At 55.3% G+C, this 20,200-nt stretch carries 18 protein-coding genes and 4 tRNA genes; 18 read left to right on the top strand and 4 right to left on the bottom strand.

Going from position 1 to position 20,200, the window contains the following annotated elements; genetic code table 11:
* The first annotated feature begins 162 nt into the window (after positions 1 to 162).
* The 6 genes from murJ (at position 163) to ispH (ending at position 7,552) form a co-directional block, all read left to right on the top strand.
* The gene (gene murJ, locus ACZRJQ_RS04180; protein ID WP_463977154.1) at positions 163 to 1,701 is read left to right on the top strand and encodes a murein biosynthesis integral membrane protein MurJ; all 1,539 of its coding nucleotides are present in this window, start codon (positions 163 to 165) and stop codon (positions 1,699 to 1,701) included.
* Positions 1,702 to 1,819: 118 nt separating this feature from the next.
* Positions 1,820 to 2,770 (top strand): bifunctional riboflavin kinase/FAD synthetase, encoded by a 951-nt coding sequence (ribF, locus tag ACZRJQ_RS04175; RefSeq protein ID WP_463977153.1) that lies wholly within the window; start codon positions 1,820 to 1,822, stop codon positions 2,768 to 2,770.
* The gene (gene ileS / locus ACZRJQ_RS04170; protein WP_463977152.1) at positions 2,767 to 5,598 is read left to right on the top strand and encodes an isoleucine--tRNA ligase; all 2,832 of its coding nucleotides are present in this window, start codon (positions 2,767 to 2,769) and stop codon (positions 5,596 to 5,598) included. The genes ribF and ileS overlap by 4 nt, the downstream gene beginning before the upstream one ends.
* A complete protein-coding gene (gene lspA, locus ACZRJQ_RS04165) occupies positions 5,591 to 6,109 on the top strand; it encodes a signal peptidase II (RefSeq protein WP_463977151.1) in 519 nt (172 codons plus the stop codon). The genes ileS and lspA overlap by 8 nt, the downstream gene beginning before the upstream one ends.
* Positions 6,102 to 6,539, top strand: coding sequence for an FKBP-type peptidyl-prolyl cis-trans isomerase (gene fkpB / locus ACZRJQ_RS04160; protein WP_463977150.1), 438 nt, complete (start codon positions 6,102 to 6,104; stop codon positions 6,537 to 6,539). The genes lspA and fkpB overlap by 8 nt, the downstream gene beginning before the upstream one ends.
* A 65-nt stretch (positions 6,540 to 6,604) precedes the next feature.
* Entirely contained in the window at positions 6,605 to 7,552 is a 948-nt protein-coding gene (ispH, locus tag ACZRJQ_RS04155; protein ID WP_463977149.1) for a 4-hydroxy-3-methylbut-2-enyl diphosphate reductase, read from the top strand.
* Here ispH and ACZRJQ_RS04150 read toward each other — a convergent pair.
* On the bottom strand, positions 7,549 to 8,055 hold the full coding sequence (locus ACZRJQ_RS04150; RefSeq protein ID WP_463977148.1) for a GspH/FimT family pseudopilin: 507 nt from the start codon (positions 8,053 to 8,055) through the stop codon (positions 7,549 to 7,551). The two genes, ispH and ACZRJQ_RS04150, sit on opposite strands and share 4 nt — an antisense overlap.
* 291 nt (positions 8,056 to 8,346) lie before the next feature.
* On the opposite strand from ACZRJQ_RS04150, the gene pilV reads away from it, so the two are divergent.
* From pilV to thiO, 5 genes are read left to right on the top strand one after another with little or no spacing between them, the layout of a single operon-like run.
* Positions 8,347 to 8,811: a type IV pilus modification protein PilV gene (gene pilV / locus ACZRJQ_RS04145; RefSeq protein ID WP_463977147.1), complete on the top strand. Its 465-nt coding sequence runs from the start codon at positions 8,347 to 8,349 to the stop codon at positions 8,809 to 8,811.
* Positions 8,808 to 9,503, top strand: a complete 696-nt coding sequence (locus ACZRJQ_RS04140) for a PilW family protein (protein ID WP_463977146.1) — start codon at positions 8,808 to 8,810, stop codon at positions 9,501 to 9,503. Before pilV ends, ACZRJQ_RS04140 begins: the two co-directional genes overlap by 4 nt.
* A 32-nt stretch (positions 9,504 to 9,535) precedes the next feature.
* On the top strand, positions 9,536 to 10,048 hold the full coding sequence (locus tag ACZRJQ_RS04135; RefSeq protein ID WP_463977145.1) for a pilus assembly PilX family protein: 513 nt from the start codon (positions 9,536 to 9,538) through the stop codon (positions 10,046 to 10,048).
* A gap of 10 nt (positions 10,049 to 10,058) precedes the next feature.
* Positions 10,059 to 10,460: a type IV pilin protein gene (locus ACZRJQ_RS04130; protein ID WP_463977144.1), complete on the top strand. Its 402-nt coding sequence runs from the start codon at positions 10,059 to 10,061 to the stop codon at positions 10,458 to 10,460.
* 32 nt (positions 10,461 to 10,492) lie between these two features.
* Entirely contained in the window at positions 10,493 to 11,593 is a 1,101-nt protein-coding gene (gene thiO / locus ACZRJQ_RS04125; protein WP_463977143.1) for a glycine oxidase ThiO, read from the top strand.
* 229 nt (positions 11,594 to 11,822) lie between these two features.
* On the opposite strand, the gene ACZRJQ_RS04120 is transcribed toward thiO, so the two are convergent.
* Positions 11,823 to 12,047, bottom strand: a complete 225-nt coding sequence (locus ACZRJQ_RS04120) for a PP0621 family protein (protein WP_463977142.1) — start codon at positions 12,045 to 12,047, stop codon at positions 11,823 to 11,825.
* A gap of 130 nt (positions 12,048 to 12,177) precedes the next feature.
* Entirely contained in the window at positions 12,178 to 13,191 is a 1,014-nt protein-coding gene (locus tag ACZRJQ_RS04115; RefSeq protein WP_463977141.1) for an outer membrane protein assembly factor BamD, read from the bottom strand.
* Positions 13,192 to 13,339: 148 nt separating this feature from the next.
* Between ACZRJQ_RS04115 and rluD the strand changes: the two genes are divergently transcribed.
* The 7 genes from rluD to ACZRJQ_RS04080 all read left to right on the top strand — a co-directional run bounded on the left by rluD (position 13,340) and on the right by ACZRJQ_RS04080 (position 18,444).
* Positions 13,340 to 14,302, top strand: a complete 963-nt coding sequence (gene rluD / locus ACZRJQ_RS04110) for a 23S rRNA pseudouridine(1911/1915/1917) synthase RluD (protein ID WP_463977349.1) — start codon at positions 13,340 to 13,342, stop codon at positions 14,300 to 14,302.
* Positions 14,299 to 15,030 (top strand): peptidoglycan editing factor PgeF, encoded by a 732-nt coding sequence (gene pgeF / locus ACZRJQ_RS04105; protein ID WP_463977140.1) that lies wholly within the window; start codon positions 14,299 to 14,301, stop codon positions 15,028 to 15,030. Before rluD ends, pgeF begins: the two co-directional genes overlap by 4 nt.
* A gap of 124 nt (positions 15,031 to 15,154) precedes the next feature.
* Positions 15,155 to 17,722, top strand: coding sequence for an ATP-dependent chaperone ClpB (gene clpB, locus ACZRJQ_RS04100; RefSeq protein ID WP_463977139.1), 2,568 nt, complete (start codon positions 15,155 to 15,157; stop codon positions 17,720 to 17,722).
* Between the two features lie 309 nt (positions 17,723 to 18,031).
* Positions 18,032 to 18,107, top strand: a tRNA-Asn gene (locus ACZRJQ_RS04095).
* Positions 18,108 to 18,116: 9 nt separating this feature from the next.
* Positions 18,117 to 18,193 (top strand) — tRNA-Pro (locus tag ACZRJQ_RS04090).
* 5 nt (positions 18,194 to 18,198) lie between these two features.
* Positions 18,199 to 18,274: transfer RNA gene (locus tag ACZRJQ_RS04085), tRNA-Lys, on the top strand.
* 93 nt (positions 18,275 to 18,367) lie between these two features.
* Positions 18,368 to 18,444: transfer RNA gene (locus ACZRJQ_RS04080), tRNA-Pro, on the top strand.
* Positions 18,445 to 18,659: 215 nt separating this feature from the next.
* Here ACZRJQ_RS04080 and ACZRJQ_RS04075 read toward each other — a convergent pair.
* The gene (locus ACZRJQ_RS04075; RefSeq protein ID WP_463977138.1) at positions 18,660 to 20,180 is read right to left on the bottom strand and encodes an amino acid permease; all 1,521 of its coding nucleotides are present in this window, start codon (positions 20,178 to 20,180) and stop codon (positions 18,660 to 18,662) included.
* Positions 20,181 to 20,200: the final 20 nt, after the last annotated feature.

The raw sequence follows: 20,200 nt of genomic DNA, 5'->3' as shown, positions 1-20,200 counted from the left end.
TGATACGATCCGCTGAGTGGTGGATCGAGGTAGACGGGAGATTTATTTCCGGCGCTTGACCTGTAAACTCGCGAGCTTGGCTCTGTGCTGTTGCGGCGCGCAGTATCGCATAAGTGGACGCTTTGTTCGCCTGCTCTTTCTTTATAGGCAAAAACTCTTTCAATGAATTTGCTCAAATCGTTGGCTGCCGTCAGCTCAATCACCATGATTTCAAGGGTTTTGGGCTTTGTTCGGGACACGATCATTGCACGTACTTTTGGCGCCGGAATGGCCACGGATGCGTTCTTTATCGCCTTTAAATTGCCCAACCTGCTGCGCAGGATCTTCGCTGAGGGTGCTTTTTCTCAAGCGTTCGTGCCTATTTTGGCGGAATACAAAAGCCAGCAAGGTGAGGAGGCGACGCGCACCTTTGTGGCTTACGTAGCGGGTTTGCTGACCTTGGTGCTGGCAATCGTGACGGCCCTGGGGATGGTCGCTGCACCTTGGGTCATTTGGGCGACTGCGCCGGGTTTTGCCACGACACCAGAAAAATTCCAGCTGACCAGCGACATGCTGCGGGTCACTTTCCCTTATATATTGCTGATTTCCCTGTCGTCGTTGGCTGGGGCGATTCTCAATACTTGGAACCGTTTTTCGGTCCCCGCATTTGTGCCGACGCTACTCAATGTCAGCATGATTATTTTTGCGTTGTTCCTGACCCCGTACTTTGACCCCCCAGTCATGGCATTGGGGTGGGCGGTTTTGGTGGGTGGTTTGGCTCAGCTCTTGTTCCAACTGCCACACCTGAAAAAGATCGGGATGCTGGTGCTGCCTCGACTTAACCTGCGTGACACTGGCGTGTGGCGCGTGATGAAGCAAATGCTGCCGGCTATTTTGGGGGTTTCGGTCAGCCAAATTTCGCTGATCATCAACACCATATTTGCCTCCTTCCTGGTGGCGGGCTCCGTGTCCTGGATGTACTACGCCGACCGTTTGATGGAGTTGCCATCCGGTGTGTTGGGTGTGGCGCTGGGCACAATATTGTTGCCGACGTTGTCCAAAACCTATGCCAACAAAGACCGTCAGGAGTACTCGCGAATACTCGACTGGGGCTTGCGCCTATGTTTTGTGCTGGTGCTGCCGTGCTCCTTGGCGCTGGCCATATTGTCTGAGCCGCTGACCGTTTCGTTGTTTCAGTACGGCGAATTTACGGCGCTGGATGCGAGCATGACCCAGCGCGCCTTGATTGCGTATTCGGTTGGGTTGCTCGGCATTATTTTGATCAAAGTGTTGGCGCCGGGTTTTTACGCTCAGCAAAACATACGCACGCCGGTGAAAATCGCGATATTCACGCTGATCGTGACTCAGTTGCTCAACTTGGTCTTTATCGTGCCGTTGCAGCACGCCGGTCTGGCGTTGGCGATCAGTGTGGGGGCTTGCATTAATGCGGGCCTGTTGTTCTGGCAATTGCGTAAACAAAAGCTGTTTGTCGCGCAGCCGGGCTGGAGCAAGTACCTGTTCAAATTGGTTTTGGCGGTGGCCGTGATGTCGGCCGTTTTGCTGGGGCTAATGCAGTTAATGCCCGCTTGGGATCAGGGCCATATGCTTGAGCGCTTCTTGCGTTTGGGCGGGTTGGTTGTAGCGGGCGTACTGGCTTATTTCGGTATGTTGTTGCTGCTGGGTTTGCGTTTGAAAGATTTCGCCCGCAAGTCTCTTGTGTAAGGTAATCGCCGGTCAGACGTCTATTTTGTCGAATTGACCCGATTTGCCTTGCTCTGTTGCCTGTCGTACTGGGCTGGGTGTGGTTATAATCGGCCACTTTATGAGCAAGAAGCGCGCTATGCAGCTGGTTCGAGGCCTACACAATCTGCGGCCCCAACATCGGGGCTGCGTCGCCACTATTGGCAACTTTGACGGTGTGCACCGTGGTCACCAGGCAATCCTGGGGCGGCTGCGTGAGCGTGCACTGGAGTTGGGCGTGCCCAGCTGCGTGGTGATTTTTGAACCGCAGCCGCGCGAATTCTTTGCCCCTGAAACCGCTCCGGCGCGCTTGGCTCGCCTGCGTGACAAGTTGCAGCTATTGGCTGACGAAGGGGTTGATCGGGTACTGTGCCTGGCGTTCAATCAACGTTTGAGCAAGCTCAGTGCCGCCGAATTCGTTGACACGATTTTGGTCGACGGCTTGGGTGTACAGCACTTGGAGGTCGGCGACGACTTCCGCTTTGGTTGCGACCGGGTTGGTGACTTTGACTTCCTGCAACAAGCAGGCACGGTGCAAGGCTTTACCGTCGAGGCGGCGCAAACCGTTGAGCTTGATGGTGTGAGGGTCAGCAGCACCAAGGTGCGTGATGCCTTGGCCAATGCTGACTTTGCGCTGGCCGAGCGCTTGCTCGGTCGCCCCTTCAAGATCGCCGGTCGAGTGCTGCACGGGCAAAAGCTTGCGCGCCAACTGGGCACGCCCACTGCAAATATTCAGTTAAAACGTCGTCGTGTTCCGTTGACCGGGGTTTACCTGGCCAGCGTTGAAATCGACGGCAAAATCTGGCCTGGCGTTGCCAACATTGGCGTCAGACCTACCGTAGCAGGGGATGGCAGCGCCCATCTCGAAGTACATCTATTGGATTTCGCTGGCGACTTATATGGCCAGCGTTTGACCGTGGCATTCCACCACAAGCTGCGTGATGAGCAGCGTTTCGCCTCCCTGGAGGCGCTCAAGACGGCGATCAATGCGGACGTCGCCGCCGCCCGAGCCTATTGGCTGGGTCAACCGCTTAAAAAGAGCCTGAAATGACCGACTACAAAGCCACGCTAAACCTTCCGGACACAGCCTTCCCAATGAAGGCCGGCCTGCCACAACGCGAACCGCAAATTTTGCAGCGTTGGGACAGCATTGGCCTGTACGGGAAGTTGCGCGAGATTGGCAAGGATCGTCCGAAGTTTGTTCTTCACGACGGTCCTCCGTACGCCAACGGCACGATTCACATCGGTCATGCGCTGAACAAGATTCTCAAAGACATGATCATTCGCTCGAAAACCCTGGCGGGTTTCGATGCGCCGTACGTGCCGGGCTGGGACTGCCACGGGCTGCCAATTGAGCACAAGGTTGAAGTGACTCACGGCAAAAACCTGCCTGCGGACAAAACCCGTGAGCTGTGCCGTGCGTATGCCACCGAGCAGATCGAAGGCCAAAAATCCGAGTTCATTCGTTTGGGTGTGCTGGGTGATTTCGCCAACCCGTACAAAACCATGGACTTCAAAAACGAAGCCGGTGAAATCCGTGCTTTGGCCGAAATCGTCAAAGGCGGTTTCGTGTTTAAAGGCCTCAAGCCTGTTAACTGGTGCTTTGACTGCGGCTCGGCTCTGGCTGAAGCAGAAGTCGAATATCAGGACAAGAAGTCCGCAACCATCGACGTTGCATTCCCGATTGCAGATGAAGCCAAGCTGGCTGAGGCCTTTGGCTTGGCCGCTTTGAGCAAGCCTGCGTCGATTGTGATCTGGACCACCACCCCGTGGACCATCCCGGCTAACCAAGCGCTCAACGTTCACCCGGAGTTCACCTACGCGCTGGTCGACGTCGGCGACAAGTTGCTGGTATTGGCTGAAGAGCTGGTTGAGTCGTGCCTGGCACGTTACAACCTGCAAGGTGCGGTGATCGCAACCACAACGGGTTCGGCGCTTGAACTGATCAACTTCCGTCACCCGTTTTATGACCGTCTGTCGCCAGTCTATTTGGCTGAGTACGTTGAGCTGGGCGCAGGCACTGGCGTAGTTCACTCGGCTCCAGCTTACGGCGTAGACGACTTTGTGACCTGTAAAGCCTATGGCATGGTCAACGACGACATCATCAACCCGGTTCAAAGCAACGGCGTTTATGTGCCATCGCTTGAGTTCTTTGGCGGCCAGTTCATCTGGAAAGCCAACCAGAACATCATCGACAAGCTGATCGAAGTGGGCTCGCTGATGTTCACTGAAACCATCAGCCACAGCTACATGCACTGCTGGCGTCACAAAACCCCGCTGATCTACCGCGCCACGGCGCAGTGGTTCATCGGTATGGACAAAGAGCCGACTGCCGGCGATACCCTGCGCACTCGTGCGATCAAGGCCATCGAAGACACTCAGTTTGTTCCAGCCTGGGGTCAGGCCCGTCTGCATTCGATGATCGCCAATCGTCCAGACTGGTGTATCTCGCGTCAGCGTAATTGGGGCGTGCCGATTCCGTTCTTCCTGCACAAGGAAAGCGGCGAGCTGCACCCGCGTACCGTCGAAATGATGGAAGAAGTGGCCAAGCGCGTTGAGCTTGAAGGCATCGAAGCCTGGTTCAAGATGGACGCCGCCGAGCTGCTGGGCGACGAAGCCCCGCTGTACGACAAAATTACTGACACGCTGGACGTTTGGTTCGATTCGGGCACCACGCACTGGCATGTGCTGCGCGGCTCGCACCCAATGGGCCACGAGACTGGCCCGCGTGCTGATCTGTACCTTGAAGGTTCTGACCAACACCGTGGTTGGTTCCACTCGTCGCTGCTGACCGGTTGCGCCATCGATAATCACGCGCCGTACCGCGAACTGCTGACTCACGGTTTCACCGTGGATGAAGCCGGTCGCAAAATGTCCAAGTCATTGGGCAACGTGATTGCGCCGCAAAAAGTCAACGACACCTTGGGCGCCGACATCATGCGTCTGTGGGTGGCTTCGACTGACTACTCGGGTGAAATCGCGGTTTCTGATCAGATCCTGCAACGCAGCGCTGACGCTTACCGTCGTATTCGCAATACCGCACGCTTCCTGCTGTCGAACCTGACCGGTTTCAACCCGGCCACCGACATTCTGCCTGCCGAAGAAATGCTGGCGCTGGATCGTTGGGCAGTTGACCGTGCGTTGCTGCTGCAACGTGAGCTTGAACTGCATTACGGTGAATACCGCTTCTGGAACGTGTACTCCAAAGTGCACAACTTCTGCGTGCAGGAGCTGGGTGGTTTTTACCTCGACATCATCAAGGATCGTCAGTACACCACTGGCGCCAACAGCAAGGCCCGTCGTTCGTGCCAAACCGCGCTGTTCCACATCTCTGAAGCGTTGGTACGCTGGATCGCTCCGATCCTGGCGTTTACTGCCGACGAGCTGTGGCAGTACCTGCCGGGCGAGCGTAACGAGTCGGTCATGCTCAACACTTGGTATGAAGGTCTGAGCGAGCTGCCGGAAGGCACCGAGCTCGACCGCGCCTACTGGGAGCGGATCATGGCAGTCAAGGTTGCGGTCAACAAAGAGATGGAAAACCTGCGCGCTGCTAAAGCAATTGGCGGCAACTTGCAGGCAGAAGTCACCTTGTTCGCCGAAGATGACCTGGCAGCAGACCTGTCCAAGCTGAGCAACGAACTGCGTTTCGTGCTGATCACCTCTACCGCCAGCGTCGCACCCTTTGTGCAAGCGCCTGCCGATGCTGTGGTCACCGAAGTGCCGGGCCTCAAGCTCAAAGTCGTCAAGTCGGCCCACGCCAAGTGTGCGCGTTGCTGGCATTGCCGCGAAGACGTAGGTGTAAACCCGGAGCATCCGGAAATCTGCGGTCGTTGCGTCGATAACATCAGCGGCGCCGGTGAGGTACGTCACTATGCCTAATACCAGCAATACCGGGCGCTTCGGGCGCCTGGGCTGGCTCTGGTTGACCCTGCTGGTGCTGGTCATTGACCTGGCCAGCAAGGTCTACTTCGATGGTGCACTCCAGATGTACCAGCAGATTGTGGTGATCCCCGATTACTTCAGCTGGACCTTGGCTTACAACACCGGTGCTGCGTTTAGCTTTCTGGCCGACAGTGCTGGCTGGCAGCGTTGGCTGTTTGCACTGATTGCAGTGGTGGTCAGTGCCGTGTTGGTGATTTGGCTCAAGCGTCTGGGGCGCAATGACACGTGGCTGGCCATTGCACTTGCACTGATTCTGGGCGGCGCGCTGGGCAATTTGTATGACCGCATTGCCTACGGCCATGTAGTCGATTTCATTCTGGTGCACTGGCAAAATCGCTGGTATTTCCCTGCGTTCAACTTCGCCGACAGTGCGATTTGTGTGGGTGCCGTGATGCTGGCGTTGGATATGTTTAAAAGTAAAAAGTCCGGAGAAACTGTTCATGACTGAGCCTCGTATCGGCCAGAACACGGAAGTCACCCTGCATTTCGCATTGCGCCTGGAGAATGGCGACACCGTCGACAGCACGTTCGACAAAGACCCTGCCACTTTCAAAGTAGGCGATGGCAACCTGTTGCCGGGTTTTGAAGCTGCGTTGTTTGGCTTTAAAACCGGTGACAAGCGCACTCTGGAGATCTTGCCGGAGAACGCATTTGGTCAGCCTAACCCGCAAAACGTGCAGGTTATTCCGCGCTCTCAGTTCAAGGACATGGAGCTGTCGGAAGGTTTGCTGGTGATCTTCAATGACGCCGCGAACACCGAGTTGCCAGGTGTGGTCAAAGCGTTTGATGACGACCAGGTAACGATCGACTTTAACCACCCGCTGGCAGGTAAAACCCTGACCTTCGACGTGGAAATCAAAGACGTCAAAGCGCTGTAACTCAGTGCCCGGCTTTGGCCGGGCCTGATTGGCATTATTTTTCTGCGCGTCCCACGAGGCCTAGCATGCACATCAAACTCGCCAACCCCCGTGGCTTCTGCGCTGGGGTGGACCGAGCGATTGAAATCGTCAATCGCGCTCTGGAAGTTTTCGGCCCGCCTATCTACGTTCGCCACGAAGTGGTGCACAACAAATTTGTCGTTGAAGACCTGCGCTCCCGTGGCGCGATCTTTGTCGAAGAGCTGGATCAAGTGCCAGACGACGTCATCGTGATTTTCAGTGCGCATGGCGTTTCTCAGGCGGTACGTACTGAGGCAGCAGGCCGGGGCCTTAAAGTATTCGACGCGACCTGCCCGTTGGTGACCAAGGTACACATCGAAGTGGCGCGCTACAGCCGTGACGGTCGTGAGTGCATCTTGATCGGCCACGCAGGCCACCCAGAAGTTGAAGGCACGATGGGCCAGTACGATGCCAGCAATGGCGGTGCTATCTATCTGGTCGAAGATGAGAATGACGTTGCTAACTTGCAAGTCAGTAACCCTGAAAAACTGGCATTCGTGACTCAGACCACGCTGTCGATGGACGACACCAGTCGCGTTATCGACGCGCTGCGCACACGTTTCCCGGCCATTGGCGGGCCGCGCAAAGACGACATTTGCTACGCCACACAAAATCGTCAGGATGCAGTCAAGCAACTGGCTGACGAATGTGATGTGGTATTGGTGGTGGGTAGCCCAAACAGCTCCAACTCCAATCGTCTGCGTGAATTGGCAGAACGCATGGAGACGCCGGCTTACCTGATTGATGGCGCCGAAGACCTGCAAAAAAGCTGGTTTGATGGCGTAGAGCGCATTGGTATCACCGCAGGTGCTTCAGCGCCCGAAGTGCTGGTGCGTGGAGTGATTCAACAGCTTCATGCCTGGGGCGCAACCGGTGCCGATGAACTGGCTGGTCGTGAAGAGAACATTACGTTCTCAATGCCTAAAGAGCTGCGTGTTCGTTCCCTGATTTAAGCCGGGGCGCATAGAGCCTGTGCAGCTTGAACGTTGCGCAGGCTGATACGCCCACTCTTGGCCAGCACGACTTGATAGTGGCTCATTGCAGTTTTCGCTTGGCACACATGCAGTGTTCCGGCTTGGAAGGCTCCGCCGCTCATCAACGGCTCGCCCAGCGGGCTAAACCGTACATAGTGTTTAACCGGTGTGTTACCGGCAATCGGTATTCGCTCGCTGCTTTGTACTTCAAGCAAAACCGGGTTGTTTCGGTCGAGATGGCCGCGCCCGCTCAGGTCGACAATCACTCGCCAGCCCAAGCTCCAGTCTTCTTCTAAAGCATAAACAACCACGGGTTGATGGCGCACAAGCGCTTCAGTTCTGGCGTTGCGCAGGCTGCTGATTAACTGTTCAGCGATGACCTGACGGCGTTGTTGCTCAATGAGTGCGCTGTAGGCCGGGCTCGCAAACCGAGCCGTTAGCGCAACGATCAGCACCACAAACAATAATTGGATTAGGCTCATGCCGCGTTGATACACGCTTTCCTCCCTGGACATGCTCAAGTGTGTATAGGGCGTTTTTCATTCAGTGACCTCAGTTATAGCCCATCAAGTTAGCCGCCAAATGCTCTGGTTGCCCAATAAGGGTTTCCTTATGTTTTAGCGTTTTTTTTTGATCTGCAGCGCACTCAAATAGACGAACAATCCATTGGCGTTGCCAGTGTTTTCCTACGGGTAAAGCGATTCGCGAACGCTAGGCTTTTCATGGGGCGGCGCAGTGCGCGCTGCTTGAGTGAATGCTCATGGAAGGCACGCATGCTTAGAGGTGAAATACGCTTACAGTCCGGCATGACACTGATTGAGGTATTGGTCGCCATGCTGATTTTATCCACAGGCCTTCTGGGGGCGGCGGCTGTTCAAGTCAGCGCTCTTAAACACACCCACAGCGCATTAATGAGCACTCAAGCCAGTTTTATCGCCTACGACATGCTGGATCGAATTCGCGCTAATGCAGAGGCTGACTACAGCACCTCTGGGCTGGACGACCTGCAAGGCTCGCTCGGTGTGAACAGGGTGCTGGCTCAGGACTTGAGTGACTTCAAACACAATATTCGTCAGTTCGGCGGTGTCAGCGCGAAAGGCGCCATTGCTGTCAGTGGTCGTCAGGTAACTATCAGCGTTTCGTGGGATGACTCGCGTGCAGTCAATCAAGGCGACTCGTTCCAAACGTTCACCCTGAGCAGTGAGGTCGCCCCGAACGTCCTGAGCACCGGGCCATGAAGCGCTCTGTAGCCGGGTTTGGTTTGATTGAATTAATGGTGGCGCTAACGCTAGGGCTACTGCTGGTCTTGGGTGTCACTCAGGTCTTTTTAGGTGCGCGTGACACTTACCTGAGCCAGCGGGCTTCGGCGCTGGCACAAGAAGATGCGCGTTTCGTCATGAGCAAAATTGCTCAGGAAATCCGCATGGTTGGCATGTTCGGTTGCCTTGCTAGCAACCGCATTATCGATGCGCCCTCAGCGTTTCAAGCGCCCATCTCTTGGCAGCGAGATACCGAGGCCCGAGGGTGGACATTCATCAGCGCAAGCGTCGGTGTGCAAGGTGTAAAGCCGGACTGGACTGTGGTATCGGATTGCAAAAGTGCTGCGCGGGCTTACCCGGGGCAGCGCTTTTATCTGGCGCCCGATGAAATAGCGTTTGCAGTACGCCGAGTCATTTACTGGTTTGAAAACGGGCAATTAAAAGTGGGCACCAACAAGGCCGTGCTTTTGGACAATGTGGCGGCATTTGACGTGAGTTTTGGTATGGCCAGTACGGCAAGCAGTTTGTCAGTGCAACGCTATGAGGAATCCCCGGTTGATTTGGCCAATATTCGTAGCGTGCGCATCAGTCTGACCCTTAGAGACCCTAAAGGCCGAGTGAAGGATCAGCCGTACTACATGGTTGTCGCCTTGCGAAATCGGCTGGGTTAGCGATGGCGCTTAATCGAGGAAGGCAAGCAGGTATGGCTTTACTGGTGAGCCTGATTTTCTTGCTGTTGCTGAGTGTGATCGGCCTTGGCGCCATGCAAAGTGCAACTCAGCAGGAAAAAATGGCTGGCAGCGTTCGACAGGCTAACCAATCGCTGCAAGCGGCAGAAACAGCGCTGCGCAGGGGCGAGTCACGGGTGCAGGGCGATTGGCCTGCGTTATCGGAATGTAACGCGGTGGTCAAATGTTTACCGCCCTCGGAGGCGCGCACACGAGTGTCGCCTGGCTTTGACCCGTCATCAGGTGTGCTTTGGGTTCAGGTGCCTGACGGATTGTTCGGCATTCAGCACATGGGCTCAGGTGTTACGCCTGCGCATTTACCGGGTGTTGCTTCGGCCAATTTGTATCGAATAACCGCTATCGGACTACGGGGGGCGTCGCGCACGATTTTGGAAAGCGTGTATGCACGCTATCAACGATCAGAGGTTGATCCCAATGAACCTGCTCGCCAGCACTTTCGAAGAGTTTTGTGGCGGCAACTACAGTAAGGAACGGGCAGTGAACAAAAATGGAGCAGGCTTTACCTTGATGGAGCTCATGATTGCCGTGGCGATCATCGGTATTCTTGGCGCATTCGCTTATCCGGTTTACAGCGACGCTGTTAAGCGTGCCTATCGCTCGCAAGTTGCCGTGTTATTGACAGAGCAATCCCAAAGTCTTGAGCGTTTTTATACGAAAAAAGGGTTATACAGTGGCGTCGAGGGCATCAGCACGGGTAATGAGCATTACCAAATTGTGCTCGATCTTGAGGATCACGCTTTTTTGCTGACAGCGGCTCGCAAACAAGACTCGACGATGGTCAATGACCCATGTGGGGACTTTACGTTGGCCCACACCGGTGTGGTGGGCATTACTGGAGCGGCCCCGGACCTGACATGGCAGCAGTGTTGGGGGCGCTAACGATTTACTTTCATTTTGAGCTGGGTTGATAGATGGCTAAGCAACAACGCGTAGTGATTGTAGGAGGCGGCGTTATCGGGCTGCTGACGGCATTTAATCTGGCTGCAGATGTTGAGCAAGTGATTCTTCTGGATCGCGCAGGCTTGGGGCAAGAATCATCTTGGGCGGGAGGCGGCATTGTTTCTCCTCTTTATCCGTGGCGCTACAGCTCGGCGGTCACAGCGTTGGCTCATTGGTCGCAGGACTTTTATCCACAGTTGGCTGAGCGTTTATTGGCGGACACGGGTGTAGATCCGCAAGTGCACACCACGGGTTTGTACTGGCTTGACCTCGAAGATGAGGCTCGAGCGTTAGCATGGGCCGAGCGCGAAGGTCGGCCATTGAGTTCGGTTCATATCGCAGAGGTTGAAGCGACAGTACCGGTATTGGGCAGTGGTTATTCGCACGCTATTTACATGGCTGACGTGGCCAACGTGCGTAATCCGCGTTTGGTTAAGTCGCTCAAAGCCGCTTTGCAGGCGTTGCCCAATGTCACGATCCATGAGCAGTGCGAAGTGTTTGGGTTTATTCGTGAGGGCGACACAATTTCGGGTGTGTCCACAGCTCAAGGGGACATTCGAGGCGACGAAGTGGTGCTCTCGGCGGGCGCTTGGAGTGGCGAATTGCTAGGAGGTCTTGGGCTTGAGTTGCCGGTTGAGCCTGTTAAAGGTCAGATGATCTTGTACAAGTGTGCATCCGACTTTTTGTCGTGCATGGTGCTGGCCAAAGGGCGATACGCCATACCACGCCGAGATGGGCATATCTTGGTGGGCAGCACGTTGGAGCATGAAGGGTTTGATAAAACCCCGACATCGACAGCCCTTGAAAGCCTCAAAGCATCAGCTGTTGAGCTGATACCGGCGCTGGCTGATGCTGAAGTTGTGGCGCATTGGGCCGGTTTACGGCCAGGCTCGCCCGAAGGGATCCCGTACATTGGCCGTGTTGCAGGCTTTGATGGGCTTTGGCTGAACTGTGGGCATTACCGCAACGGTCTGGTACTGGCTCCGGCGTCTTGCCAACTGTTTGCAGACTTGTTGCTGGGGCGTGAACCCATTATCGACCCGACGCCATATGCGCCTGCGGGCCGTATTTAAACTGTTCAGGCATAAAGGGCGTAGATATCGTCTTGACCCTGATTGAGCTAGCGCAGAGTCAATGAAGCATCTTGCTGCTTGATTTCACGATGGCTGCGCCCCGGACGTAGCCTCGCTCCACTCGTCAACGGCTATACAAGCCGAGCTTTTCGTAGGAGCTGCCGCAGGCTGCGATCTTTAAATACGTGAAGATCACGTTCTGCGCCAGCGCCTACGGCTTGAGATTCGCTTAGCCCTTTGGTCCTTGCTCCAAATGGTTTTGGGTGCAATACCATTCTTGCTGTTGGCTCAAGGCCCGATCTCTAGGCAAATGAACGCCGCAGTGGGCGCAACGCACCATAGGCTGAACACTGGGATCAGCAGGCTGTTTCGGTGTGGCAATGCTGGCTTTGTATTTGCGCCAAAACCACACGCCTGCAGCAATCAAAGCAGCCCAGATCAGTAAACGAAGCATGGTGACTCGCCATTCGAGAAAAGATGCGCCAGTTTAGCCAAGGACTTGGCAGGCGCACAGCGGAATCAGCGCCTGTTAAATCGGGCACAAAAAAAGAGCTCCGAAGAGCTCTTTTTGATGGGCTGAACGATCAGTCGAACAGGCCCAGGGTCATGTAGCTGAACCACGAACGGCTTTCGCCTTCTGCTTCTGGCTCTTCAATCACATTGCCATCAGCGTCTTTTGGTTTCAGTTCGGCAGGGATCGCATCCTTGGCATCCTGATATTGCTTCTGGATGTCTTGGTTGGCACGGGTTTCACCCGGCGGCAGCGGTGTGCTGGACTCGATCAAGCCAAGTGTGGCCTTGCTCAACCATGAACGGTTGTCGGTGTCAGACACTTGCGGCACGAACTGACCATCCACCAGGCTCGGGTGGTCCGGGTAGTTGTCTTTCAGGACTTCGAGGCTGGTGTTGGCCAGTTGGTCGAGGTGCATGCGCTGATAAGCCTCAACCATCACTGCGAGGCCGTCGCCGACCGAAGGCGTTTCCTGGAAGTTTTCGACCACATAGCGACCACGGTTGGCTGCTGCGACATAGGCCTGACGAGTCAGGTAGTAGTCGGCAACGTGGATTTCGTACGCGGCCAGCAGGTTGCGCAGGTAAATCATGCGCTGCTTGGCATCTGGTGCGTAACGGCTATTAGGGAAGCGGCTGGTGAGTTGGGCGAATTCGTTATAAGAATCGCGCGCAGCACCTGGGTCACGCTTGGTCATGTCCAGCGGCAGGAAGCGCGCCAGCAGGCCAACGTCCTGATCAAATGAGGTCAGGCCTTTCAAGTAATAGGCGTAGTCAACGTTTGGATGCTGGGGGTGCAAACGAATAAAACGCTCTGCGGCAGACTTGGCGGCTTCTGGCTCAGAGTTTTTATAGTAGGCATAGATCAGCTCAAGCTGAGCCTGATCGGCGTAGCGCCCAAACGGGTAGCGAGACTCAAGAGCCTTCAGTTTGGCGGTTGCACTGGTAAAGCTGTGGTTGTCCAGATCGGCCTGCGCCTGCTGGTACAGCTCGACTTCGCTAAGGTTTTCGTCAACGACTTCCTTTGTCGACGAGCAAGCGGCGGTCAGTGCGAGGATGGCGATCAGCAGCAGGTGTCTCACTTGCATGGCGGCTTGCGTCCCTATGACGGCCGCTGTCTTGGGCGGGTCCGTCCTGTTATGATGAGCGCCCCGTGAAAAGCCTCGGGGCAAAAGACGCCGTATTTAACCACAAGCGCGCAGCCGAAACCAAAGGCTTGGCGCCGTCCTGATGAGCATGTCCGAGAAAATACTACTCCGCGCAGAGGTGCCGTCCGAATTGGGCGGCCAACGCCTCGACCAAGTCGCCGCACAATTATTCGCTGAGCACTCGCGCTCGCGCCTTTCCGCCTGGATCAAAGACGGCCGCCTCACTGTGGACGGAGACGTTATACGTCCCCGCGACATCGTGCATGGTGGCGCCATCCTGGAGTTGACTGCCGAGCAGGAAGCCCAGGGTGAGTGGGTCGCCCAAGACATCCCCCTGGACATCGTTTACGAAGACGATGAGATCCTGGTAATCAACAAACCCGCGGGTTTGGTGGTTCACCCGGCTGCGGGGCATGCTGATGGCACTTTGCTCAATGCGTTGCTGCATCACGTACCGGACATTATTAATGTGCCGCGTGCGGGGATTGTGCATCGTCTGGACAAAGACACCACAGGTCTGATGGTGGTCGCCAAGACCATTCAGGCGCAGACGCAGTTGGTTACTCAACTGCAGAGCCGCAGTGTCAGCCGAATTTATGAGTGCATTGTTATCGGTGTCGTTACCGCCGGGGGCAAGATCGACGCGCCCATCGGCCGTCACGGCCAGCAGCGCCAGCGCATGGCGGTAATGGAAGGCGGTAAGCAGGCGGTGAGTCATTACCGTGTGCTTGAGCGTTTCCGTTCCCATACCCATGTGCGGGTCAAGCTCGAAACCGGTCGTACGCACCAGATTCGTGTGCATATGTCGCACATTAACTTCCCGTTGGTCGGAGACCCTGCCTACGGCGGTCGCTTCCGTATCCCGCCGGCAGCTAACGTGACAATGATCGAATCACTTAAAAACTTCCCGCGTCAGGCTCTGCACGCGCGCTTCCTTGAGTTGGATCATCCGACGACCGGTGTGCGCATGAGCTGGGAATCGCCACTGCCAGACGATTTTGTCTGGTTGTTGACGTTACTCAAGCAAGACCGTGAGGCATTCATCGGGTGAATACGTTCCTGATTCCTGACTGGCCAGCGCCGGCAGGCATCAGGGCCTGCGTTACTACCCGTGCGGGCGGCGTCAGCTTGGCGCCGTTCGATAGCTTCAATCTGGGCGACCATGTAGACGACGACCCTGCCGCCGTCGCGCATAACCGCCAACGCCTTACCCATATTTATGACGTACAGCCCGCTTGGCTTAGCCAGGTTCACGGGGTTGTGGTCGCACCTGCGAACCCCGAACAGATCATCGAAGCGGATGCCAGCTGGACCGCCACGCCGGGTATCGCCTGTACGGTGATGACGGCTGACTGCCTGCCAGCGCTGTTTTGTGACCGTGCTGGAACCCGTGTTGCGGCGGCGCATGCCGGCTGGCGCGGGTTGGCGGCAGGGGTACTTGAAGCTGCCGCCCAAAGCCTCAATGTTGAGCCACAAGACATTCTGGTTTGGCTGGGGCCAGCCATTGGCCCCAAAGTGTTTGAGGTTGGGGGCGAGGTTCGGGACGTCTTTATAGGCGACATGCCTCAAGCGGTTGCTGCTTTTGTACCCAGCGTCAATGCAGGTCGTTATATGGCCGACATTTATGAGCTGGCTCGTATGCGTTTGGCGCGTTGTGGAATAACCGCGGTGTATGGCGGCGGTTTTTGCACGATGACCGACCCTCGATTTTATTCCTACCGGCGCAGTCCTCGTACTGGCCGTTTCGCATCACTGGTTTGGATCGAAAAGACCGTCTAGTTGATTTGCGTCATTCGCTCTACGCTTGAAACTCCCGTATTCGCCCGCATCTACTAAGGTATCTGGCAGGTTTCTTCATTCAGGAGTTTCCATCCCTCCGGCCTGCTCATAAGGAAGGTGACGAATGCGTATAGATAGATTAACCAGCAAGTTGCAATTGGCGTTGTCCGATGCTCAGTCATTGGCGGTCGGCCTTGATCATCCGGCCATTGAGCCCGCGCACTTGATGCAGGCATTGCTGGAACAGCAGGGCGGCTCGATCAAGCCCTTGCTGATGCAAGTCGGTTTCGATGTAAACAGCCTGCGTAAAGAGCTGACTAAAGAGCTGGATCAGCTGCCAAAAATTCAGAATCCAACCGGCGACGTCAATATGTCGCAGGATTTGGCACGCCTGCTTAACCAAGCCGATCGCTTGGCACAGCAAAAAGGTGATCAGTACATCACCAGCGAAGTGGTATTGCTGGCTGCGATGGACGACAACAGCAAGCTGGGTAAATTGTTGCTGGGGCAGGGCGTATCGAAAAAAGCCCTGGAAAACGCCATCAACAATTTGCGTGGCGGCGAAGCGGTCAATGACCCGAATGTTGAAGAGTCGCGTCAGGCGCTGGACAAGTACACCATCGACCTGACCAAGCGCGCCGAAGAGGGCAAACTTGACCCTGTGATTGGTCGTGACGATGAAATCCGTCGCACCATTCAAGTGTTACAGCGTCGTACCAAAAACAACCCGGTGCTGATCGGTGAGCCTGGCGTCGGTAAAACCGCAATTGCAGAAGGTTTGGCTCAGCGGATCATCAATGGCGAAGTGCCTGATGGCCTGAAAGGCAAGCGTTTGCTGTCGCTGGACATCGGTGCGTTGATTGCCGGGGCCAAGTTCCGTGGTGAGTTCGAGGAGCGTCTCAAAGCGTTGCTCAATGAGCTGTCGAAACAGGAAGGTCAAATCATCCTGTTTATCGACGAGCTGCATGTCATGGTGGGCGCCGGTAAAGGCGAGGGCGCAATGGACGCGGGCAACATGCTCAAGCCTGCATTGGCTCGCGGCGAGTTGCACTGCGTGGGTGCGACCACGCTCAATGAGTATCGCCAATATATAGAGAAGGACGCAGCGCTTGAGCGTCGTTTCCAGAAAGTATTGGTCGACGAACCGAGCGAAGAAGACACCATCGCCATTTTGCGGGGCCTCAAAGAGCGTTATGAGGTTCACCACAAGGTAGCGATTACTGACGGCGCGATTATTGCGGCGGCCAAGCTGAGCCATCGCTACATCACCGATCGTCAGTTGCCTGACAAGGCTATCGACCTGATCGACGAAGCGGCCAGCCGTATCCGCATGGAGATCGACTCCAAGCCGGAAGTGCTCGACCGTCTGGAGCGTCGTTTGATTCAACTCAAGGTTGAAGCTCAGGCGCTGAAGAAAGAAGAAGATGAGGCTGCGAAAAAACGTCTCGAGAAATTGCAGGAAGAAATCGAACGCCATGAGCGTGAGTATTCCGACCTGGAAGAAATCTGGACCTCGGAAAAAGCCGAAGTGCAGGGTTCTGCCCAGATCCAGCAAAAAATCGAGCAAGCGCGCCAAGAGCTGGAAGTGGCACGCCGTAGCGGTAACCTCAACCGCATGGCCGAGTTGCAGTACGGGATCATTCCCGATCTGGAGCGCAGCCTGCAAATGGTTGACGAGCACAGCAACAAGTCTGAGAACCAGTTGCTGCGCAGCAAGGTCACCGAAGAGGAAATTGCTGAGGTCGTGTCGAAGTGGACCGGTATTCCGGTATCCAAAATGCTCGAAGGCGAGCGCGACAAGCTGATGAAGATGGAAAGCTTGCTGCATGAGCGCGTAATTGGTCAGAACGAAGCAGTTATAGCGGTCTCCAACGCGGTTCGTCGTTCGCGTGCCGGGTTGAGTGACCCGAACCGCCCAAGCGGCTCGTTCATGTTCCTGGGCCCAACCGGTGTGGGTAAAACCGAGTTGTGCAAGGCGCTGGCCGAGTTCCTCTTTGATACTGAAGAGGCAATGGTGCGGATCGACATGTCCGAGTTCATGGAGAAACATTCCGTGGCTCGACTGATTGGTGCGCCACCAGGGTACGTCGGCTACGAAGAAGGCGGTTACCTGACCGAAGCTGTGCGGCGTAAGCCTTACTCGGTGATCCTGCTGGATGAAGTTGAGAAGGCGCACCCGGATGTGTTCAACGTGTTGCTGCAAGTGCTTGAAGACGGCCGTCTAACCGATAGCCACGGTCGTACTGTGGACTTCCGCAATACGGTAATCGTGATGACCTCCAACCTGGGCTCAGCACAAATCCAGGAATTGGTAGGGGATCGCGAAGCGCAACGGGCTGCGGTAATGGATGCAGTCAGTACGCACTTCCGTCCGGAGTTTGTGAACCGGATCGACGAAGTGGTGATCTTTGAGCCTCTGGCTCGTGATCAGATCGCCGGTATTGCTGATATCCAGTTGGGCCGCTTGCGCAGCCGTCTGGCTGAGCGTGACCTGAGCCTTGAGCTGAACCAAGAGGCTCTGGATAAGTTGATTGCTGTAGGTTACGACCCGGTTTATGGCGCACGGCCACTCAAACGTGCGATCCAGCGCTGGATCGAGAACCCTCTGGCGCAGCTGATTCTTTCGGGTCAGTTCTTGCCGGGCACTACAGTTGTCGCCAGCGTGAAAGACGACGAAATCGTCTTCGCATAAGGCTCAACGCCAGTGTTTTAAGAAAGGCCTCGCATTGCGAGGCCTTTTTTTCATTTAGGGTGTTGATCTATAAGGAAAACGCTAGTAAAGTGCGCCCCGCAGTAAGTCACCCGCAACGGCAACTTGGCCCAAACCAAGAAGCCCGCTAGAAGAGCTAAATCATTGTCTTCTAACGAAAAATAAGGGTTGACAAAGATTTAAAGGGTTGTAGAATAGCGCGCCTCAGAGGCACTAACGCAGCGATGCGAGAGAGCCAAAGAGAACGAGCAAAGTTGTACAGAAGCACCGTTGTAAATTGAAGTATGTAGTTCCGCGATAGCTCAGTTGGTAGAGCAAATGACTGTTAATCATTGGGTCCCTGGTTCGAGTCCAGGTCGTGGAGCCATTTTCAAGCCGGGGTATAGCGCAGTCCGGTAGCGCGCCTGCTTTGGGAGCAGGATGTCAGGAGTTCGAATCCCCTTACCCCGACCATTTTTGGGTCGTTAGCTCAGTTGGTAGAGCAGTTGGCTTTTAACCAATTGGTCGTAGGTTCGAATCCCACACGACCCACCATTTTTGGCTCCAGTTCACTGGGGTTAGATCTTAAGATCAGAGGCCAAAAGCACTGATCGCAGAAGGCGCCTCTTGAAGGTGCCTTTTTTTTACCGGGGTATAGCGCAGTCCGGTAGCGCGCCTGCTTTGGGAGCAGGATGTCAGGAGTTCGAATCCCCTTACCCCGACCATTTTCTGCCCAGCAGTAATGGGTGTAGAAAATAAGGCACTGATGCCAATCGCATCAGAGGCCATTAAAAAAAGCGTCCTTCGGGACGCTTTTTTTATGCCTGAAGAAAATGCCAATTATCGATCAGATCGCTCAATACGCGTAGTAGCTGCCGCAGGCTGCGCCTCAGCCTAGGCTTGCGCTTTGCAAGCGGGCGTAGCCGCGACAGCGACACAGTCAGCTTTTCGCCTTGTTATCGGCGTCTTGCAGGTCTTGTAGTGCTGCCGAATATTGGTCTGCTTCAGCCTTTGGCACCATCTGCCATGACGGTTTGCGTACCGCATAGAAGATAAAAGGCGGCAGCCCCGCAATCACCAGCCCTGCCAGCAAAATCCCCGCATATTCAAAAAACGGCATGCTGCTGAAATTATTAGGCGGTATAAAGCCAAAAATCAGTGCGACACAGGTCGAAAACAGCCCTAAGCAACACCAGCCATGCAGACCTTTGAGCACAAAGCCGCGTTTAACCGTTGGCTGCGTTTTTCGCAGCTTCATGGCCGCCAAAAACATAAACACATAAATAATCAGGTACATCAGTGCTGCCATCGCACTGATCATCCAAAACGCATCGGACACGTTGTCGATAAAAATGTAGATAGTCGACAGTAAGGTCACGATCACGGCCTGTAAGTACAGGATATTTTTTTGCACACCTTTGGCGTTCACTTTCTGCAAGGTCGGCGGCAGCATTCCTGCTTTACCGACAAACAACAGCCCGGTCGAAGGCCCGCCCGTCCAGGCCAGAACCCCGCCCAGCGCGCCAATAATCAACAAAACAGCCATGATTTTAGTCGCCCACGGCATGCCAAAGCCTTCAAAGAACGCGGCATAGGCCTGAATAACCCCAGCCGTCAGGCTGGTGGAGTCGGCAGGGACGACGAGAGAAATAGCCACTGTCGGTGGAATAAACACCAGCATGATGAACACAAAGGCCAACAGAATCGCCCGCGGCATCTCTTTTTGCGGGTTGCGCAGTTCGCGAGCGTGAATGGCGTTCATCTCGATACCCGCGAAGGCCAAAAAGTTACCCACAATCAACACCAACCCGGAAATCGAGCCGGTGAATTCACGCCACAAATCGCCGTGTAAATTGTGCGCGCCGCTTTTTACCGTCTGGTGGGTATCAAAAATGGTCGGTATCAGGGCATCCCATGTCAGCGGGGTGGCCGATTTATGCCCCAACACCAGCCATGCGACGCCCAAAATCACCAGCAACGCCGCTGGCAGCGCCGTGCCCAGCAACATGAACCAAGACGTCAGTTTGGACAGCGTGGTCATGCCATTGAGTGTGATGAACGTCGACAACCAATACAGCACGATGATCACAGCGGCAGTGAACACGCCACTTTTGGCCAGTTCAGGGTTGATGAGATAGGCCATTGTGCTCGCGCCAAAGCCGAGCACGATTGGATACCAGACCACCACCTGAACCCACATGAACCACATGATGAAAAAACCGGACCGGTCGCCATACGCTTGGCGTACCCAGCCATAAATACCTCCGTTCCAGCCAGTGCCCAGTTCAGAGGCCACCAGTGAGACGGGGATAAAAAACAGCAGCGCCGGGATGATGTACAGAAACACTGAGCCCAGACCGTACACCGCCATGCTGGGCAGCGAGCGGATACTGGCGACGGCGGCAACCATCATGAAACAAATGGTGAGCCACGAAATATAAGTTTTTGCGTTAGTAGCCACGTGAGCCTCCCTGTTTATCG

The organism is Pseudomonas sp. E315, assembly GCF_055406205.1.
Note: the sequence above shows the minus strand (reverse complement) of the source record. Positions and strands in the feature narration are given on the sequence as shown.

What these genes read in the sequence shown, in the direction of transcription:
- ACZRJQ_RS04115 (WP_463977141.1), bottom strand. Translation starts at nt 13,191, where the DNA reads ATGCAAGTGAGACACCTGCTGCTGATCGCCATCCTCGCACTGACCGCC.
- ACZRJQ_RS04135 (WP_463977145.1), top strand. Translation starts at nt 9,536, where the DNA reads ATGGCTTTACTGGTGAGCCTGATTTTCTTGCTGTTGCTGAGTGTGATC.
- ACZRJQ_RS04120 (WP_463977142.1), bottom strand. Translation starts at nt 12,047, where the DNA reads ATGCTTCGTTTACTGATCTGGGCTGCTTTGATTGCTGCAGGCGTGTGG.
- clpB (WP_463977139.1), top strand. Translation starts at nt 15,155, where the DNA reads ATGCGTATAGATAGATTAACCAGCAAGTTGCAATTGGCGTTGTCCGAT.
- ribF (WP_463977153.1), top strand. Translation starts at nt 1,820, where the DNA reads ATGCAGCTGGTTCGAGGCCTACACAATCTGCGGCCCCAACATCGGGGC.
- fkpB (WP_463977150.1), top strand. Translation starts at nt 6,102, where the DNA reads ATGACTGAGCCTCGTATCGGCCAGAACACGGAAGTCACCCTGCATTTC.
- pilV (WP_463977147.1), top strand. Translation starts at nt 8,347, where the DNA reads ATGCTTAGAGGTGAAATACGCTTACAGTCCGGCATGACACTGATTGAG.
- ispH (WP_463977149.1), top strand. Translation starts at nt 6,605, where the DNA reads ATGCACATCAAACTCGCCAACCCCCGTGGCTTCTGCGCTGGGGTGGAC.
- murJ (WP_463977154.1), top strand. Translation starts at nt 163, where the DNA reads ATGAATTTGCTCAAATCGTTGGCTGCCGTCAGCTCAATCACCATGATT.
- ACZRJQ_RS04150 (WP_463977148.1), bottom strand. Translation starts at nt 8,055, where the DNA reads ATGAGCCTAATCCAATTATTGTTTGTGGTGCTGATCGTTGCGCTAACG.
- thiO (WP_463977143.1), top strand. Translation starts at nt 10,493, where the DNA reads ATGGCTAAGCAACAACGCGTAGTGATTGTAGGAGGCGGCGTTATCGGG.
- rluD (WP_463977349.1), top strand. Translation starts at nt 13,340, where the DNA reads ATGTCCGAGAAAATACTACTCCGCGCAGAGGTGCCGTCCGAATTGGGC.
- ileS (WP_463977152.1), top strand. Translation starts at nt 2,767, where the DNA reads ATGACCGACTACAAAGCCACGCTAAACCTTCCGGACACAGCCTTCCCA.
- ACZRJQ_RS04140 (WP_463977146.1), top strand. Translation starts at nt 8,808, where the DNA reads ATGAAGCGCTCTGTAGCCGGGTTTGGTTTGATTGAATTAATGGTGGCG.
- lspA (WP_463977151.1), top strand. Translation starts at nt 5,591, where the DNA reads ATGCCTAATACCAGCAATACCGGGCGCTTCGGGCGCCTGGGCTGGCTC.